The organism is Microbacterium sp. GW823-FHT02G05, assembly GCF_058797175.1.
In genome coordinates this window covers 117,258-133,059 of record NZ_JBXAJK010000002.1, presented here as the reverse complement: position 1 = coordinate 133,059, position 15,802 = coordinate 117,258, and the positions used below count along the sequence as shown (strand labels likewise).

Below are 15,802 nucleotides of genomic sequence, written 5' to 3'. Positions count from 1 at the left end.
TCTCCCTCGCTTTCGTCCAGCGTACCGAGAATTCGAGGTTCACGGAGCGAGTACGCACACCCGCACGGTCATCGCGCGAGATGCACCTGGATGCTCTCCGCGAGCGCCGGCCCGATACCCGGCACCTCGCGTATCTGGTCGCTCGTCGCCGCACGCAATGCCGCCACCGACCCGAAGTGGCGAAGGAGCACCTTGATGCGCGTCGCTCCGAGCCCCGGGACTTCGGCGAGAACGGTCGTGATGTCACGTTTGCGCTTCTTGCGTTGATGCGTGATCGCGAATCTATGGGCCTCATCACGAAGTCTCTGGACAAGATAGAGCGCCTCACTCGTGCGCGGCAGAATCACGGGGTACTCCTCCCCCGGCAACCAGATCTCCTCCAGCCGTTTGGCGATACCGCAGAGTCCGATCTCCGAGTGTCCTGCGTCTCGGAGCGCCCGCGCCGCCGCCTCCACCTGCGGCTTTCCGCCGTCGACGAGCAGCAGTTGCGGCGGATAGGCAAATCGAGGGCGCTTGCGGGAGGGCGTCTGCTCAGATGTTTCTGCCGTTGACGAGGCCGGCGCGACCTCAGCATCCGCACGCGCGTCTGATCCACTCGGATCATCGAGGTACGCGAGCCGTCGGCGAAGCACCTGATACATCGAGTCGGTGTCGTCCGTCGTCTCCGCGATTCCGAACGATCGGTACTGGTCTTTGCGCGGCAGGCCGTCTTCGAAGACGACCATCGATGCGACGACGTTCGTGCCACTGAGGTGCGAGATGTCGAAGCACTCGATCCGAAGAGGTGCCTCGTCGAGCCCGAGCGCCTCTTGCAGGTCGTTCAGCGCCTGCGTGCGGGCGGAGTAGTCACTCGTCCGTCGTGTCTTGTGTCGGATCAGCGCCTGCTGGGCATTGAGCGTCGCCGTGCGCATGAGTTCGGCACGCTGCCCGCGCTGCGCGACCACGATCTCGACCTTCGCGCCACGACGCTCTCGCAGCCACGCCTCCAGCTCGGCGTGGTCGTCGGGCAGCGCCGGAACGACGACGCGGCGAGGCACGTCTGGGCCCTTCGCATCGCCGTATGCGCGCTGCAGCATCTGATCGATGAGCTCGCCTCCGGTGATGTCGATCTCTTTGTCGATCGCCGTTGCGCGCACTCCGCGTACGCGGCCGCCTCGAATCACGAAATGCTGCACCGCCGCCGAGAGCTCGTCCTCCGCGACACCGAAGAGGTCGGCGTCCTCGTGATCGTCGAGGACGAGCGCGCTCTTGCCGAGCACCGCCTCGATGGCCGCCAGCTTGTCGCGATAGCGGGCGGCGCTCTCGTAATCCATGGCGATGGAGGCTTCTTGCATCCGCCGCGTCAGCTCGCGGGTGAAACGCTCGTCACCACCCTCCATGAAGGCGACGAAATCATCGACCATCGCGCGGTGCTCGGCGATAGTGACCGTCATCGAGCACGGACCACCGCACTTGCCGATCTGCCCGGGAAAGCACGGTCGGCCCGACTGCATCGCCCGCTTGTAGCTCGCGTCGCTGCACGTGCGGATCGGGAAGGCCTTGACCATCAGGTCGATGGTCTCGTGCACCGCCCAGACCTTCGGATAGGGGCCGAAGTACTTCGCGCCGAGTATGCGGCGATTGCGCGTCACAAGTACTCGCGGCGCCTCATCGGCGAGAGTGACCGCCATGAACGGGTAGGACTTGTCGTCTTTGTAACGGACGTTGAACGGCGGATCGAACTCCTTGATCCACATGTACTCGAGCTGCAGGGAGTCGACATCCGTCGGAACGACCGTCCACTCCACCGAGCTCGCCGTCGTGACCATCCGCCGCGTGCGCTCGTGCAGCGTGTGCAGCGGAGCGAAGTAGTTCGACAGCCGCTGTCGTAGGTTCTTCGCCTTGCCGACGTAGAGCACGCGCCCATGAGGGTCACGGAAACGATAGACCCCGGGGTCGGTCGGAATCTCTCCCTGCCGCGGCTTGTATGACAGCTGTTCGGCCATCAGCTCGCCTTGCGCGCTGCGCGCCCCTCACCGAGGATCTCCGCCAGGAAGCGCCCCGTGTGGCTCTCTTCCACCTCGGCGATCTTCTCCGGCGTGCCGACAGCCAGGATCTCGCCACCGCCTGAGCCGCCCTCGGGGCCGAGGTCGATGACCCAGTCCGCGGACTTGATGACGTCGAGGTTGTGCTCGATCACGATGACGGTGTTTCCCTTGTCGACGAGGCTGTCGAGCACTTCGAGCAGCTTGCGCACGTCTTCGAAGTGGAGACCGGTCGTGGGCTCGTCCAGCACATAGATACTGCGACCGTTGCTGCGACGCTGAAGCTCCGTCGCCAGCTTGACACGCTGTGCCTCGCCCCCGGAGAGCGTCGTGGCGGACTGACCGAGACGAACGTACCCGAGACCGACATCGACGAGCGTCTTCATGTAGCGGTGGATCGCCTGAATCGGCTCGAAGAACTCGGCGGCCTCTTCGATCGGCATCTCGAGGACCTCGGCGATGTTCTTGCCCTTGTAGTGCACGGCCAGGGTGTCGCGGTTGTAGCGCTTGCCGTGGCACACCTCGCAGTCGACGTAGACGTCCGGGAGGAAGTTCATCTCGATCTTGATCGTGCCGTCACCCGAGCATGCGTCACATCGCCCGCCCTTGACGTTGAAGCTGAACCGGCCCGGCTGGTAGCCGCGCACCTTCGCCTCGGGCGTCTCGCTGAAGAGTGTGCGAATCCGGTCGAACACACCCGTGTAGGTCGCCGGATTCGAGCGGGGCGTGCGACCGATCGGCGCCTGGTCGACGTGGATCACCTTGTCGAGGTTGTCCAGGCCGGTGACGCGCGTGTGCTTGCCCGGCACGGTGCGGGCGCCGTTGAGTCGTGCGGCGAGCACCTGATACAGGATGTCGTTGACGAGGGACGACTTGCCGGAGCCACTCACACCGGTCACCGCCGTCAGAACGCCCAGCGGGAAGTCGGCCGTCACATTCTTGAGGTTGTTCTCGCGTGCCCCGACAACGGACAGCATGCGCTTCTTGTCGAGCTTGCGACGCTTCTTCGGCGTAGGAATCGATCGGCGACCAGAGAGATAGTCTCCGGTCACGGAATCCTCGTCGGCCAGGAGCGCCTCATAAGGACCGGAGTGCACGACGACACCGCCGCCCACGCCCGCGCCAGGACCGATGTCGACGACCCAGTCCGCCGCTTCGATCGTCTCTTCGTCATGTTCGACGACGATGAGCGTGTTGCCGAGGTCGCGAAGCTTCAGGAGCGTATCGATCAGACGTCGGTTATCCCGCTGGTGCAGCCCGATCGATGGCTCGTCCAGGACGTAGAGAACGCCCGTGAGTCCCGAGCCGATCTGAGTGGCCAGACGGATGCGCTGCGCCTCGCCGCCGGAGAGGGATCCTGCCGACCGGCTGAGGTTGAGGTATGCGAGACCGACCTGGAGAAGAAAGTCGAGGCGGAGGCGGATCTCGCGCAGCACCTGCGCGGCAATCTTGGCCTCGCGGTCAGTGAGGCGCAGCTTCTCCATGAACTCACGGGCGTCCGCGAGACTGAGGTGCGACACCTCCGCGATCGAGTGTCCGTGCACAAGCACGGCGAGCACATCCGGCTTGAGGCGATCACCGTTGCAGACCGGGCAGGGAACCTCACGCAGGTACTCTCCCCAACGTCCGCGCTGCGTGTCACTTTCGGCCTGGAGGTACTGGCGTTCGATGTAAGGCACAACGCCTTCGAAGCCCGAGGCGTACCGCATCTCGCGACCATAGCGGTTCTTCCACTTGACCGTGACCTTGTAGTTCTCGCCGCGCAGCACCGCCTCCTGCACATCCTCGGAGAGCTGGTTCCAGGGCGTGTCGAGCGAGAAGTCGAGGTCTCGGGAGAGCCCCTCCAACAGACGCTCGTAGTACTGGAACAGTCCCTTGCCCTGGGTCGTCCATGGCAGGATGACGCCCTCACGGATCGAGAGCTCTTCGTCGCCGAGCATCAGGTCAACGTCGACGGACATCCTCGTACCGAGACCCGAGCATGCCGGGCAGGCGCCGAACGGTGCGTTGAAGGAGAACGTGCGCGGTTCGATCTCGGTCAGCGTGATCGCGTGTCCGTTCGGGCAGGCGAGCTTCTCGGAGAAGGACTGCCAGGCGGCATCCCCCTCCTCATCCACGAAGTTGATCTGAACGATACCGCCTGCCAGCCCGAGCGCCGTCTCGACCGAATCCGTTACCCGGCCGAGGATGTCGCCTGCGGCGACCAGACGGTCGACCACGACGGCGATGTCGTGCTTGTAGCTCTTCTTGAGCGTCGGCGGCTCTGCGAGCTGCACCATGTTGCCATCGACGATCGCGCGCGCGTATCCTTTCGCGGCGAGTTCACGGAAGAGGTCGACGAACTCGCCCTTTTTCTGAGAGACAACGGGCGCGACGATCTGGTAGCGTGTGCGCTCGGGCAGCTCCATGAGCTGATCAGCGATCTGCTGCACCGTCTGACGCTGGATCTTCTCACCGCACTCCGGACAGTGGGGCACGCCGATGCGGGCCCAGAGCAGACGCATGTAGTCGTAGATCTCGGTGATCGTGCCGACCGTCGAGCGCGGATTTCGGTTGGTCGACTTCTGGTCGATGGAGACCGCAGGGCTCAGTCCCTCGATGAAGTCGACGTCTGGTCGGTCGACCTGTCCCAGGAACTGCCGCGCATACGCGCTCAACGACTCCACATAGCGACGCTGCCCCTCGGCGAAGATCGTGTCGAACGCGAGACTCGACTTTCCAGAGCCCGAAAGCCCGGTGAACACGACGAGCGAATCGCGGGGGATGTCGAGATCGACGCTCTTGAGGTTGTGTACGCGGGCACCGCGAACACTGAGTTTTCCGGGACTGACAACTGGTACGACTGGCACCCGACAAGTCTAAGAGGAGCCACCGACATTGCGGCCGAGAGCCCTCAACTCCCCGTTCCGCCCGGACGCTCCCCCGCAGGGCGACGGCTCAGAACCGCGAATCCGGCGACGGCCAGAAGCAGCAACGCTGCTGCCGCCGGCGCCGCCCATGCCGATCCATTCGGGCGCTGCTCCGTCCACCCCAGCAGCAGCACGAGAGCAAGAGGCTGGGCGACAGCCTGAACGATCACGAAGGATCTCACCAACGGAACAAAGGCGCCGACCTGCACGCTCGCGGTGAGAGGCAAGAGCTGCGTGAGCGTACCCAGCTGATGTATCACTGTGACGACAACAAGCGCCAGCGCCGTCCGCCAGGGCTCGGTAGCATCGAGCATCAGCCCCAGCGCGATGATCACGATCACACCCCAGGCCATACACGTGCGCGGGTCGAGCACTGCCGCGACAGCTGCGGCGACGCCGATCCAGAACCAGACCGGTGGAGCCACCAGTACGAAGAGCCCTCCCACCATGACACCGAGGAGAGTCGCGCGCACGATGAGCATGGGGATCGCCGCGCCCGGGTGCAGAGAATGTGAGCGTCGCATCATCGCATCCGTCCGATTTGGGCGAACTGTGCCAGCAGGACGTTCGTCTCCGCATCCCAGACCACCACATCGACACCGGTGTGCCGCAGGTCGTGAAACACGTCATCGCGTTCAGCCAGAACCGTGCGCATGCCCACGCGCTGCTCCGGAGTGAGTCGTGCGTCGTCACGCTGCGGCAGCGTGTCCACGGCGACGACACGGTGACCGCTCGCGCGCCACGTCAGCGCGATCTGGGCGGCGGCCCCTTCGAAGAACGTCGACATGACGTAGATGACCGAGCCGGGCGGCACCGGCGGAGTGCGCCGGAACGACGTGTCCTCACCATGCACTCCGATCGCGGAGATCGCCGACACGAGTCGGGCGAGATGGCGCGACCCGCCACCGCTGCGCACGGACCGCCCGCCCATGACGAGCTCGTGCAGAGCCACGCGGTCGCCGTTCTCAATCGCCGCCGTGGCGACGGATCGAGCAGCCTCACGAGCGAAATCGAGCGAAGTCACACCGCTGCGCTCTGGCAGTCCCTTGCCCCAGCTTGCGACCACCCGGCCGAGGTCATCGGCCGTGTCGATGATGATGACGATCGATGCGTCACTCAGCGTGGTCAAGCGTCGCACGAACATGTCACCCGGACGACGTGCGAGACGGGCTGTGGAGCGCCAATCCACCCGACGCAGCTCATCCCCGGGGGCGAACGGGTGGATGTCTCGGAAATCGCCGCCCTGCCCGGGGCGACGACCCTCATGCGCGCCATGCATCCCTCTCAGATGCGGAGAGAGGGGCAGACGCCCCAAGCGACGAGTCGGCGGCGGCGCGTGCCAAGGCTCGCTGACCTCAGCGGAGGGACTGGTGACCCGCAGTCCGCCATCGGTGACAGCGCGTGCCACGATCGCATGCATCGTGTCCGGCCCCGAATGCAGCAGCCGCGCACGTGTCCGTACAACGCCGCCGTCGCCGCGCACCAGGATCTGACGCGGCCGCCGCCCGGACTGCGCGACGGAGAGCTGGACGAGCTCTGCATCGCTCTCCACTCTGATCGTGCTCTCGACACGCGATGCATGCGTCCTTGAATCCGTCGCTTCGTCTTTCTGCGGCCCGGTGTCGACGGTCAGCGTGAGCGCGGCATCCGTGACGGGTCGGGTGAACGCTCGAAGGCTCAACAGTGCAATCGGCATCACGACGATCACGGCTGCCGGTTGCCCCCACATCATGCCGAGTCCGGCAATGACCGCCGCAACACCGGCTCCGAGAGTCGCGGACAGTGTGCGGTGCCACTTCAACCGCGCGGCATGGACGCTCATCTCTCGGCAGCGACGGCCACGGTCGGCGGCACCGGCACTTCGGCCACGACGCGGCGCACGACATCCGCTGGCGACGCACCCTGCGCCCAGGCCTGTGGTGTCAATGTCAGACGATGCGCGAGAACGGGGACCGCGACGCGCTTGATGTCATCGGGACGGACGTAGTCCCGGCCATCGAGCGCAGCCAGCGCGCGGCCGAGCAGCATGAGTGCCAGCGAGCCGCGTGGCGAGGCGCCCACCTCGACGTTCGGCGCACCACGGGTCGCGCGCACCAGCTCGACGCAGTAGCGTGCCAGATCCGCGTCCACGTGAATGCGCTCGACCGCGAGCTGCATCTCACGCACGGTCGTGGCATCGATGACCGGTTCGACGGTCGCACTCTCCGCCTGCCGCTGCACGCGGCCGACCAAGATGTCGACCTCGCCCTGTTCGCTCGGGTATCCCGGGGAGAGACGCACCATGAAGCGATCGAGCTGAGCTTCGGGCAGCGCGTACGTGCCTTCATACTCGATGGGGTTCGACGTCGCGATCACGTGGAACGGCACCGGCAGTGGGAAGCGCGTTCCCTCGACCGTCACCTGCCCCTCTGCCATCGCCTCGAGCATCGCGGACTGGGTCTTCGGTGTGGTGCGGTTGATCTCATCGGCAAGCAGGAGGCCCGTGAAGATCGGCCCTTCCCGGAAGACGAACGAGCCGGAATCCGGCGCGTAGACGAACGAACCCGTCACATCGCCCGGAAGCATGTCCGGCGTGCACTGCAGGCGGCGGAAGTCAAGGCCGAGCGCTGCGGCCATACTGCGCGCGGCGAGCGTCTTTCCGAGCCCAGGGACGTCTTCGAAAAGCACGTGACCGCCCGCGAGAACCGCACCGAGCGCGATCTCAAGAGTGTCGTCCATGCCCACCACGACCGTGCGCACGCGATCAAGGATCTGCTGTCCGGTCGCGGCGACCTGCGAGATGTCGGTGAATGTCATCGGTCTTCCTTCGCTGGGTGATCGGGTGTGGTGGACGCGTCAGCATTCGGATGCACGGGCGGCGATGGCTCCGCTGACTGTGTCGTCCGAGGTAACCGCTCGATCGCATCAAGTGCTCGCTCGATGTCGGCGCGCATGATCTGGTGGTGGAACAGCCCCGCGCGGACGCCGTCTCCGAGAATCGCGTCGGCCTGCGCGAACTGCGCAGGATCATCCACGTCGATCCCGCGGTGTGCGAGGCGACGACGCACCAGATTGCGGACGCGTCGGACGATGGTGGGGCCTGCGACACCGTTGCGACCGGCGAACGACCACGCGAGACGCGAGACTTCCGATCCGCGCACGACAACGGCCTGCCTATGCGCTGGGGGCCAGCCGGGTTCGCTTGAGGGCGAAAAGGCGCGGCGTGCGATGACGATGGTCGAGAGGAGCACTGCCCAGGCAATCGCAAAGGGCAGCTCCACTCCGATGAGCACGAGCGCGCTCGCGACGACGATGACGACGAAGAGCGGAAGGCCAACGGATGCCCAGAATGCGCGAGGACCTGAGGCCATCACTTCCATCCTTCCTCGATGGCGTGCAGCGCGGCACGAGCAGCGTGCCGGTCCTCTTCGGCGGCGACCCGGCCGCCGAAGCGAACCTTCTCGTACGCACGCAGCAGCGCTTCGGCCGGCTCGCGAATCACCTCGGTGCGGATGATGAGGCGCAACGTGAACTCCGCAGGCGTCTCCGAGCTCCCCCGCACGATGCCGGCATCGCGCGCTGTCTCTTCCAGACCCACCCACGCCGCGACGATCGCATCGCCTGCCACTGCCTCTTCGTTGAGCGAGGCGAGGGCACCACTGATGCCTCGTCTCATGACCGGCGCGTCGATCGCGACCTCGGAGACCGGCTCCGCGACGACGTCCACACCAACGTCGGCGGCCTCCTGCAACCGAAGGCGTCGATCGTTCCAGGCTGCACGGATCATGCGCACGAGCCAGCGAATCAGAAACGCGGTCGCGACGAGCGCCGCCGCAATCGCTCCCGCCATGAGGATGTTGATCAGGATCGTGAGGAACGGCGCACCGTCTTGCCGTGGTGGTTCGACGACCTCCCCCGGCCCTTCGGTGGACTCCGGGAACGGGGAGGCCCCCTCAGGGAGCACGAAGTCTGGTGGCATGAAGGCCGGAACACCCTGCACACGTGTCAGCAGCGTGAGGATCGCGAAGAGCGCAACAATGACGATACCTGCGATGAGAGAAGTCGACCAGGCCACCGTCGAAGGGCTCCGGCGACTCTGCATGATCGTCACCCTAACAAAAAGCGGCTATCGCTCGGTGGTGCGCCCTACGAACTGTGAGATCCCGTCCCGCAGCGCACCGATCTCTTCCAGATTCATCTGCACAGCAGCCATCACCTTGCCGGGCACATGTGTCGCCTGCGCGCGTAGTGCACGGCCGTCGTCCGTGAGAGCGATGTCGAGCCGTCGCTCGTCTTCGCCGCTGCGCTGACGCACCACGCGGCCGTCGGCCTCGAGGCGCTTGACGAGGGGTGAGGCTGTCGCCGGATCGAGAGCCAGGTCGTTCGCGAGATCGGTCAACGAACGAGGCGAACGCTCCCAGAGCGCGAGCATCACGAGGTACTGCGGATGCGTGAGTCCCAAGGGCTCAAGGATCGGGCGGTAGATCGAGACCACATTCCGCGCGGCAGTGACAAGCGCGAAGCACAGTTGGTTCTCCAGCTTGAGCAGGTCGTCTGTCGTCGCGTTCGTCATACGTCCATCATAGACACAGGCTAATGATTAGTGGACTAATGAAAATGAGCGTACACTGTCAACCATGAGCGATTCCTCGCACGTTCCTCTCCGTGACCGTATCCGTGAGGCTGGTGGACTGTACAGCTGGCTCAATCGCACTCTCATCCGCTGGGCAGGCCCCGCCTCCGTCGGCCCGTATGAGGCCACTCCGCCTCCGTCGGCATCCGAGCGCGCGCAGCGCGCCTGCCCACTCTGCGGGCATCCGATGACCGAGCACACGATCGACCGATCGGGGCCGAAGCCCCTCATGCACTGCCCCAGCTAGCGATCTCCGCTCAGGCGTGCCCGGCCTTCTCCATGGCACGCAGCTCCTTCTTCAGATCCTGCACCTCGTCGCGCAACCGGGCCGCCAGCTCGAACTTGAGCTCTCCCGCAGCCGAGAGCATCTGCTGAGAGAGATCCGCGATCGTGGCCTCGAGCTGCGCCGCACCCTCTGCGGCGATCCCGCTGCGACGAAGGTTCGGAGTAGGCGACTTGCCCTTGCCGTTGGCGCGTCCCTTCTTCGCGAGCATGTCGGCGGTATCCGCGCTCTCGCGCGCCAGGACTTCTGTGATGTCCGCGATTCGCTTGCGCAGAGGCTGAGGATCGATACCGCGCTCGGTGTTGTACGCGATCTGCTTCTCACGGCGACGCTCTGTCTCTTCGATCGCCTTTGCCATCGAATCGGTCATCTTGTCTGCATACATGTGCACCTCGCCGGAGACGTTTCGCGCGGCGCGACCGATGGTCTGGATGAGCGACGTTCCCGAGCGCAGGAAGCCCTCCTTGTCGGCATCCAGAATCGCGACGAGCGAGACCTCGGGCAAGTCGAGGCCCTCGCGAAGCAGATTGATGCCGACGAGCACGTCGTAGACGCCGGCACGCAGTTCCGTGAGCAGCTCGACCCGGCGCAGCGTGTCGACGTCGGAGTGCAGATACCGCACGCGGACGCCGTGCTCGCCGAGGAAGTCGGTGAGCTCTTCGGCCATCTTCTTCGTCAGGGTCGTCACGAGTACGCGCTCATCACGATCGACACGGAGACGGATCTGCTCCAGAAGATCGTCGATCTGCCCCTTGGAAGGCTTGACGATGATGTGCGGATCGACGAGCCCGGTGGGCCGGATGATCTGCTCGACGACACCGTCCGCGATGCCCATCTCATACTTGCCGGGTGTCGCCGACAGGTAGACCGTCTGACCGATCTTGTTCTTGAACTCGTCCCAGCGCAGAGGACGGTTGTCCATGGCGCTCGGGAGTCGGAAGCCGTGATCGACGAGGGTACGCTTGCGCGAAGCATCCCCCTCGTACATCGCGCCGATCTGCGGCACCGTCACATGCGATTCGTCGATGACCAGCAAGAAGTCGTCGGGGAAGAAGTCGAGCAGCGTGTGCGGCGGCTCCCCCGCTTCGCGCCCGTCCATATGCCGCGAATAGTTCTCGATGCCGGAGCAGAAGCCCAGCTGCTGCAGCATCTCCAAGTCAAACGTCGTTCGCATGCGCAGACGCTGCGCCTCGAGGAGCTTGCCCTGACGCTCGAACTCGGCGAGACGCTCCTCCAGCTCCTTCTCGATCGTGCCGATCGAGCGCTGGATCACATCCGTGCCCGCGACATAGTGCGAAGCTGGGAAGATCGGCACGGCGTCAAGACGCTCGATGACGTCGCCCGTGAGAGGGTGCAGCGAGTACAGCGCCTCGATCTCATCTCCGAAGAGTTCGATCCGAATGGCGTGCTCTTCGTACACCGGGATGATCTCGATCGTGTCTCCGCGCACGCGGAAGTTGCCGCGAGAGAAGTCGACATCGTTGCGGTTGTACTGCATTGCGATGAACTGACGAATTAGCGCGTCACGGTCGTACCGCTCCCCCACCTGGAGCGCGACCATCGCACGCAGGTACTCCTCGGGCGCGCCGAGCCCGTAGATGCAGGAGACCGTGGAGACGACAACCACATCACGTCGGCTCAGAAGCGAGTTCGTCGTGGAGTGGCGAAGACGCTCGACCTCGGCGTTGATCGACGAGTCCTTCTCGATGAAAGTGTCGGTCTGAGGAACGTAGGCCTCAGGCTGGTAGTAGTCGTAGTACGAGACGAAGTACTCGACGGCGTTGTTCGGCATGAGTTCGCGGAACTCGTTCGCCAGTTGAGCGGCGAGCGTCTTGTTGTGGGCGAGCACGAGCGTGGGACGCTGCACCTGCTCGACAAGCCACGCAGTCGTCGCCGACTTGCCGGTACCCGTCGCGCCAAGCAGCACGACATCGGTCTCGCCCGCATTGATGCGCGCCGCCAGCTCTGCGATCGCCTGCGGCTGGTCACCCGCCGGCTCGTACTCGCTGATGACCTCGAACGGTCGAACACTGCGCGTGGGTTGCATATGACCAGCCTACGAGGGGCCACCGACATCGGGACACCTAGAGTGGTCGGATGATCGAGTTCATCGTGGGTTCGAGCCTGGCCACTGCCGCGGGCCTCAACGCCTGGATGCCGCTCTTCCTTCTCGGGCTCGCGGACAGACTCCTCCCCTCGGTGACACTGCCCTCGGGATGGTCCTGGCTCTCCAGCGATGCAGCCCTCTGGATCGTCGGTCTGCTGCTCGTCGTCGAAGTGGTGGCAGACAAAGTGCCTGCGCTGGACAGCCTCAACGACATCATTCAAAGCCTCATCCGCCCGGCGGCGGGAGGCATCGCTTTCGGCGCCGGTTCTGCCACCCAGACGGCCGTCACGGACCCGAGCGCTCTCTTCATCGACAACGCGTGGGTGCCGATCGTCGTCGGGATCCTGATCGCGCTCGCTGTGAACATCGCCAAGTCAGTGGCACGCGTCGGCGCGAACACCGTCTCTGCCGGGGCGAGCGCACCGGTGCTCAGCTCGGCGGAAGACGGGGCCGCATTCGCTCTCAGCCTGTCAGCGCTCTTCGCGCCCGTCGTGGCGGGAATCCTCCTCGCAGCCCTCCTCTGTGGCATCGTCGTGATCACGCGCCGCAGACGACGCCAGCGAACCGAACAGTCGGAGCCGGGGCAGGCCTGACGGCGATCCGTGACAGGCCCAGACACCCAGGGTGGCCCTCCGCCGCATACGGCGAGAGCGACCACCCCGGATGGATGCTAGGCCAGCGACCAGGTCGAAGGCGTCGGCCCGGAGAGTCCGCCGGTTCCCGCGTTCGGGTCGACCATGAGGTTCACGAGCGTGCCGCCATCAGGGAAGTCTCCACCAGCGGCGATCACGGCGGTACCGGTGAAGGTGATCGAGTTGTCTTCCGGCCGCTGCCGCAGGAACCACGCGAAGGATCCGATTGTCGGCTCTGACGTCGGCGAGGTTGTCACGGCCGTGAGAACGATGCGGTTCTTCTGCACGTCGATACCACTCCATGCGGCGCACTGCCCCTTGTTATAGGCGAGGCCGTACAGCGGATCGGTGAAGTCGATGCCCGGGTTCGTCCCGTGGTACTCGATCGTGATCGTGAAGACAGTCCCTGCGGCGACGACCTTCGGCTCAGCCGGGTTCGCCGGCGAAATCCGCACGCCGTTGCTGCGGATCTGGCCGTCGGCCGCACCCGCTGATCCGATCACTTCGCCTGCGGTCAGGAAGAAGTTCAGCTCCGCCTGCGGCGTGCTCGCCGCCGCCATGGGTACAGCCACAGCTGCGGCGATGACAGGCACGGACCAAGCCGCGCCCTTCACGATCGTACGGCGCGACAAACCGGCGCTCTTATTGACGTCCATCAAGCATCCATTCGGGTAGATACTGCATGAGTATGAGCCCGATGCGCGCGAAAGCACGTTCCCCAATGAGACCGCACCCGCGGCATGCGGGCGGGAAGTAAATGTGCGCCGACCCCTATTGTGGCGCTCCCCTACCTTCCAGGATAGCAAAAAGTCAGGCGTCAAAACAAATCGCGCCACACGGGTGTGGCGCGATACTCAGAGTTGCCCCAAATCGCCCGCGATGCGCTCCCACAGCGCGTCTACCTGTTGCTCGGTGTGGTGGACGTCACCCGCGGTATCGATCACCACATCCGCGATCGCACGCCGCTCGGCGTCGGACACCTGCGCTGATATCCGCGCCTGCGCATCATCCACCGTCATTCCACGGAGTTCGACCAGGCGCCGTGCCCGCACCGCCGCCGGTGCGTCCGCGACGATGATCAGATCCCACGGATCCTCCGACCGCGCTTCCTTCAAGAGGGGAACGTCGTACACGACGACCGCGAGGGGATCCGCCGCAAAAGCGGCATCGAACTGACGCTGCGACTCCGCACGCACGGCGGGATGGACGATGCGGTTCAGACGCTGCAGCGCCTCCGCGTCACCGAACACCCGCGCGCCGAGGGCCGCACGGTCGAGCGAGCCATCCTCATGGAGGACATCTTCCCCGAACGTCTCGGCGATCTGCGCCAGCACCGACGACCCGACCGTCTGGACCTCACGCACGATTTGATCCGCATCCACGACAACGGCACCGTGGTCGCCAAAGCGTCGAGCGATCGTCGATTTTCCGGACGCGATTCCACCCGTGAGCGCGATGAGAGGCATGCATCAATCCTTCCAGACGACACACGAAAGCGGGCCACCACCCGAAGGTGATGGCCCGCTTCTCTACAGCCGTTGCTTAGGCGTTGCCACCCGAGAGCTTCTCGCGGAGAGCCGCGAGAGCCTCGTCGTCTGCCAGCGTGCCGGCGCCAGCCGACTCGCTCGAGAAGGACTGACCACCGAAGTCGTCGCCCGCCTCTGCCTCAGCCTCGGCGGCCTTGGCGACAGCAGCCTTGTGGGCCTCCCAGCGAGCCTGGGCTGCAGCGTACTCCTGCTCCCATGCCTCGCGCTGAGCGTCGAAGCCGTCCTTCCAGGCACCCGTCTCGGCGTCGAAGCCCTCGGGGTACTTGTACTCGCCGTTCTCGTCATACTCGGCGAGCATGCCGTACAGAGCCGGGTCGAACTCGGTGCCGTTGGGGTCGACCGACTCGTTGGCCTGCTTCAGCGACAGCGAGATGCGACGACGCTCGAGGTCGATGTCGATGACCTTGACGAAGACCTCTTCACCGACCGAGACAACCTGCTCTGCGAGCTCGACGTGCTTGGCCGAGAGCTCGGAGATGTGCACGAGGCCCTCGATGCCGTCTGCAACGCGGACGAACGCACCGAACGGAACAAGCTTGGTGACCTTACCGGGCGTGACCTGGCCGATGGCGTGGGTACGCGCGAAGACCTGCCACGGGTCTTCCTGGGTCGCCTTCAGCGACAGCGAGACGCGCTCGCGGTCAAGGTCGACCTCAAGGATCTCGACGGTGACCTCCTGGCCAACCTCGACGACCTCGGACGCGTGCTCGATGTGCTTCCACGACAGCTCGGAAACGTGAACGAGACCGTCCACACCACCGAGGTCGACGAACGCACCGAAGTTGACGATCGACGACACGACACCCTTGCGAACCTGACCCTTGTGCAGGTTGTTGAGGAACGTGGTGCGCGACTCCGACTGCGTCTGCTCGAGCAGCGCACGGCGGCTGAGAACGACGTTGTTGCGGTTCTTGTCGAGCTCGAGGATCTTCGCCTCGATCTCCTGACCCAGGTAGGGCGTGAGGTCGCGGACACGGCGCAGCTCGATGAGCGATGCCGGGAGGAAGCCACGAAGGCCGATGTCAACGATGAGACCACCCTTGACGACCTCGATCACCTGACCGGTGACGACTCCGTCGTTCTCCTTGATCTTCTCCACATCGCCCCACGCACGCTCGTACTGCGCACGCTTCTTGGACAGGATGAGGCGGCCTTCCTTGTCCTCCTTCTGGAGAACGAGGGCCTCGACCAGGTCACCGACAGCGACGACCTCGTTGGGGTCGACGTCGTGCTTGATGGAGAGCTCGCGCGAGGGGATGACACCCTCGGTCTTGAATCCGACGTCGAGCAGAACCTCGTCGCGGTCGATCTTGACGATCGTGCCCTCGATGATGTCGCCGTCGTTGAAAGACTTGATAGTCAGTTCGACCGCGGCCAGGAAGTCCTCAGCAGATCCGATGTCGTTGATGGCGACCTGCTTGGTGGCCGGGGCGGTCGTTGCGGTAGTCATGTAGTGGGTTGTCCTTGTTGATGGATAGTCGGGCCGCATCGCGGCGCCTGCGCGCCTGATCGCGATGAAGCGAGGTGATTGTGGATTGCGTGCCACGCATGCGGAAGCAGATCTTCCACGGGTGACAGTTCAGGTTATCAGATCGAGGCAACACCATGCGTGCGGAATCGGATCCCGTCCCTCATCCCATCCCTGTCCTCTCCCGCTGCACGCTGGTAGCGTGGCCGCACACGCCAGC

The 15,802-nt window shown here is 64.9% G+C and carries 14 protein-coding genes; 2 read left to right on the top strand and 12 right to left on the bottom strand.

Annotated features, from left to right (window positions below):
• Window positions 1-68 precede the first annotated feature (68 nt).
• From uvrC to AC1REM_RS10510, 8 genes are read right to left on the bottom strand one after another with little or no spacing between them, the layout of a single operon-like run.
• On the bottom strand, window positions 69-1,985 hold the full coding sequence (gene uvrC, locus AC1REM_RS10545; RefSeq protein ID WP_492514602.1) for an excinuclease ABC subunit UvrC: 1,917 nt from the start codon (window positions 1,983-1,985) through the stop codon (window positions 69-71).
• Entirely contained in the window at window positions 1,985-4,873 is a 2,889-nt protein-coding gene (gene uvrA / locus AC1REM_RS10540; protein WP_492514601.1) for an excinuclease ABC subunit UvrA, read from the bottom strand. Before uvrA ends, uvrC begins: the two co-directional genes overlap by 1 nt.
• A gap of 44 nt (window positions 4,874-4,917) precedes the next feature.
• Complete coding sequence (locus AC1REM_RS10535) at window positions 4,918-5,457, bottom strand: hypothetical protein (protein WP_492514600.1); 540 nt, start codon at window positions 5,455-5,457, stop codon at window positions 4,918-4,920.
• Window positions 5,457-6,755, bottom strand: coding sequence for a DUF58 domain-containing protein (locus AC1REM_RS10530; protein WP_492514599.1), 1,299 nt, complete (start codon window positions 6,753-6,755; stop codon window positions 5,457-5,459). Before AC1REM_RS10530 ends, AC1REM_RS10535 begins: the two co-directional genes overlap by 1 nt.
• Window positions 6,752-7,729: an AAA family ATPase gene (locus AC1REM_RS10525; protein ID WP_492514598.1), complete on the bottom strand. Its 978-nt coding sequence runs from the start codon at window positions 7,727-7,729 to the stop codon at window positions 6,752-6,754. The genes AC1REM_RS10530 and AC1REM_RS10525 overlap by 4 nt, the downstream gene beginning before the upstream one ends.
• Window positions 7,726-8,283, bottom strand: a complete 558-nt coding sequence (locus tag AC1REM_RS10520) for a hypothetical protein (protein ID WP_492514597.1) — start codon at window positions 8,281-8,283, stop codon at window positions 7,726-7,728. Before AC1REM_RS10520 ends, AC1REM_RS10525 begins: the two co-directional genes overlap by 4 nt.
• Window positions 8,283-9,014 (bottom strand): DUF4129 domain-containing protein, encoded by a 732-nt coding sequence (locus AC1REM_RS10515; RefSeq protein WP_492514596.1) that lies wholly within the window; start codon window positions 9,012-9,014, stop codon window positions 8,283-8,285. The genes AC1REM_RS10520 and AC1REM_RS10515 overlap by 1 nt, the downstream gene beginning before the upstream one ends.
• A 24-nt stretch (window positions 9,015-9,038) precedes the next feature.
• Window positions 9,039-9,485, bottom strand: a complete 447-nt coding sequence (locus AC1REM_RS10510; RefSeq protein WP_378787809.1) for a MarR family winged helix-turn-helix transcriptional regulator — start codon at window positions 9,483-9,485, stop codon at window positions 9,039-9,041.
• Between the two features lie 64 nt (window positions 9,486-9,549).
• Between AC1REM_RS10510 and AC1REM_RS10505 the strand changes: the two genes are divergently transcribed.
• Window positions 9,550-9,792 (top strand): hypothetical protein, encoded by a 243-nt coding sequence (locus AC1REM_RS10505; protein ID WP_492514595.1) that lies wholly within the window; start codon window positions 9,550-9,552, stop codon window positions 9,790-9,792.
• A 10-nt stretch (window positions 9,793-9,802) separates the two neighbouring features.
• On the opposite strand, the gene uvrB is transcribed toward AC1REM_RS10505, so the two are convergent.
• Window positions 9,803-11,875, bottom strand: a complete 2,073-nt coding sequence (gene uvrB / locus AC1REM_RS10500) for an excinuclease ABC subunit UvrB (protein ID WP_492514594.1) — start codon at window positions 11,873-11,875, stop codon at window positions 9,803-9,805.
• Window positions 11,876-11,925: 50 nt separating this feature from the next.
• On the opposite strand from uvrB, the gene AC1REM_RS10495 reads away from it, so the two are divergent.
• A complete protein-coding gene (locus AC1REM_RS10495) occupies window positions 11,926-12,528 on the top strand; it encodes a DUF4126 domain-containing protein (protein WP_492514593.1) in 603 nt (200 codons plus the stop codon).
• Between the two features lie 77 nt (window positions 12,529-12,605).
• Here AC1REM_RS10495 and AC1REM_RS10490 read toward each other — a convergent pair whose 3' ends face one another.
• The 3 genes from AC1REM_RS10490 to rpsA form a co-directional block, all read right to left on the bottom strand.
• A complete protein-coding gene (locus AC1REM_RS10490) occupies window positions 12,606-13,223 on the bottom strand; it encodes a hypothetical protein (RefSeq protein ID WP_492514592.1) in 618 nt (205 codons plus the stop codon).
• Between the two features lie 198 nt (window positions 13,224-13,421).
• Window positions 13,422-14,033 (bottom strand): dephospho-CoA kinase, encoded by a 612-nt coding sequence (gene coaE / locus AC1REM_RS10485; protein WP_492514591.1) that lies wholly within the window; start codon window positions 14,031-14,033, stop codon window positions 13,422-13,424.
• A 76-nt stretch (window positions 14,034-14,109) separates the two neighbouring features.
• Window positions 14,110-15,564: a 30S ribosomal protein S1 gene (gene rpsA, locus AC1REM_RS10480; RefSeq protein ID WP_492514590.1), complete on the bottom strand. Its 1,455-nt coding sequence runs from the start codon at window positions 15,562-15,564 to the stop codon at window positions 14,110-14,112.
• Window positions 15,565-15,802: the final 238 nt, after the last annotated feature.